Origin of the sequence: Nocardia sp. NPDC058497 (assembly GCF_042720195.1) — a bacterium.
GTDB lineage: Bacteria > Actinomycetota > Actinomycetes > Mycobacteriales > Mycobacteriaceae > Nocardia.
In genome coordinates this window covers 1-2,038 of the sequence record NZ_JBHXMY010000820.1, presented here as the reverse complement: position 1 = coordinate 2,038, position 2,038 = coordinate 1, and the positions used below count along the sequence as shown (strand labels likewise).

Sequence of the window (2,038 nt, the reverse complement as noted above, 5' to 3'; positions counted from 1 at the left end):
GGCGAGAGCACTTCTCATACCAGCACCACATCATCTGCTCGAATGTCATGGTAAGGCGCATCCACGTAGGGGCGCACCAGGAAATCTGGGGTCACGAAGTCCGATTTTCCGGTTCGACCGAAGAAGATGTTCGTTTCGGTGTGCACCCGCCAGCAGCGTTCCGGATCGGTGGTGATCGCCTCTCGCGCGCAGCGTCGCAGCGCGGCCCAGAGCAGATTGGTGAACTCCTGGTGCTCCGCGGGTCCGCGAAGAACCCACACCACCCGCCCGTCCCACAGCTCGATCTGGGCGGCGATCTCCTCGGGAAGCTGTTCGAGTTCTTCCCAGGTCATGAACTCGGGCAAAGCTGGGCGTTCCGGAGATGGACTTGCCATGGCGTCATGATAGTCCCGCACCAAGAGCGTGTCGCACGTCGCCGATTTCGTTCGCCAGGGTGGTTCCGGGTGGGCCGTTGGTGGAGGTGTCGCCGATTAGGCGGATGGGGGGGTTACTCCGTCCCAGCCGGAGCGGCGGAGGAGGTCGCCGTAGCCGCGCCTTCGTCATTCCGGTAGGCGACCAAGCCCCAGGTTCGCTGGCTAAGCTAACGGCATTGGCCAAACCCGGGCGATTCAGGTGTCGGGCGCTCGGGCGTTGCTACGCCACCGACACCACAGAACAGTGCAGGCGGCGACACTCCATTACTCGGAAATACTCGATTTCGACATCCAGTCCGGCACAAACTGCGCGGAACGGGGATAGATCTCCAGCTCGCGGCGAATATCAGTCGCTTCAACGCCCTCGAGTTCGTCTGCACCGCGAAGGTACTTGCTCGAGTGCCGGTTCGGAAAACTATGTGTGAACTCGACCTCCAGCCAGGTCCCTCGTTGTGGATGTGCCATGTAGTGCTTGAGATCCTCAAAAAGATCCGCCACCTCGGTAGGGGCCTTCCATGGAATAGGCAGGGAGGCATCGATGAAATGAACCCAGACATCGCAGCCATCGAAATCGTTGTCGCCGATCTTTGTGTATCGCAACTCGAGCCTTTGCCAGCCGTACGGCGCAACAATGAGAAGCCGGGAAGCAATTAGGTCAAGGATGCGGCTCTGCACCTCGAAGGGTGGGACATCCCGGATCGCCTGCTCCAGGATAGTCCGGTCGGTACTCACGCTGCGCACTCCTCAAGCCACTTCGGTAGGTATTGTGGATCTCGAGGGAACTGATCCAGCTCCCGGCGCCATTCGGATGGATTGAGATCCGTCTTGAATTTTGGATCGTAATCGAAATCGTAGACGACGGTGCTGGTCATATCGGGCTCTAGATAGTATCGGGTCAAGAACCATGTTCCCGCGCCCGGCGAGTACATCATTCGACGTAATTCTTGAAGTGGCGCCTCGATTTTGGCTGGTACTATTTCGATCGGTCGGGTTTCGTGGCGCCATACGCCGAAGAGGTTTTTCTCCGTGACGGCGCCGACGGCGAGGTAGACCAGTTCAATTCTGAGCCAGTCGGTTGGATTCGCGGCCTCGGCCATTATCTCGCATACTTCCCGCGACAACTTATCCGCGCGTTCTTCATCGAACTCAAGGGACATTCGGGTAGCTCCTTGCTTCTATCAGGTCGACTGAGTCGGAGTGGCGGCGCACGATGTACCGCGCATGAAGCCGATCTGGCGTTACTCGATCTGGCGTGATGCGCTCCGCAAAAATATCCACCCTTTCGACGGTGGCATCAGGAGTCCTATCGATATCTGCCAAGGCCTCTTCTGTGGCCCGCCAGGTATTTTCTCGAGAATGTCCAGGACCGTCGCGTCGCATGTTTTGATACTCCCACTGGGGGACGTGGTTGATCCTTTCGCCGGGTCCACCTGATTCGTAGGGGGCCAAGTGTCCTCCATTGAACCTATAGTACGGGCCTAGACTACGGTCGTACTCGCCTGGAAGGTAGGTGACGGGACTGTGGCGTGTGGAGCCACCCGACGCAATCTGCCCGACATCCTGCTGCACATTCGAGCCTCTGGTTCCTCGTCGACCTACGAAGTGTGTACTATAATTGCCCCTGT

General features: G+C 58.5%; 3 protein-coding genes. All 3 read right to left on the bottom strand.

The features are described from left to right. Positions 1-14: 14 nt before the first annotated feature. Positions 15-374, bottom strand: a complete 360-nt coding sequence (locus tag ACFWPJ_RS31360; protein WP_378856915.1) for a hypothetical protein — start codon at positions 372-374, stop codon at positions 15-17. 303 nt (positions 375-677) lie between these two features. Continuing rightward, positions 678-1,145: a hypothetical protein gene (locus tag ACFWPJ_RS31355; protein ID WP_378856913.1), complete on the bottom strand. Its 468-nt coding sequence runs from the start codon at positions 1,143-1,145 to the stop codon at positions 678-680. Then, positions 1,142-1,570: a hypothetical protein gene (locus tag ACFWPJ_RS31350; RefSeq protein ID WP_378856911.1), complete on the bottom strand. Its 429-nt coding sequence runs from the start codon at positions 1,568-1,570 to the stop codon at positions 1,142-1,144. Before ACFWPJ_RS31350 ends, ACFWPJ_RS31355 begins: the two co-directional genes overlap by 4 nt. Positions 1,571-2,038: the final 468 nt, after the last annotated feature.

Excerpts from the sequence above, each read along its gene's own strand:
- ACFWPJ_RS31360 (WP_378856915.1), bottom strand. The coding sequence starts at position 374 with ATGGCAAGTCCATCTCCGGAACGCCCAGCTTTGCCCGAGTTCATGACC.
- ACFWPJ_RS31350 (WP_378856911.1), bottom strand. The coding sequence starts at position 1,570 with ATGTCCCTTGAGTTCGATGAAGAACGCGCGGATAAGTTGTCGCGGGAA.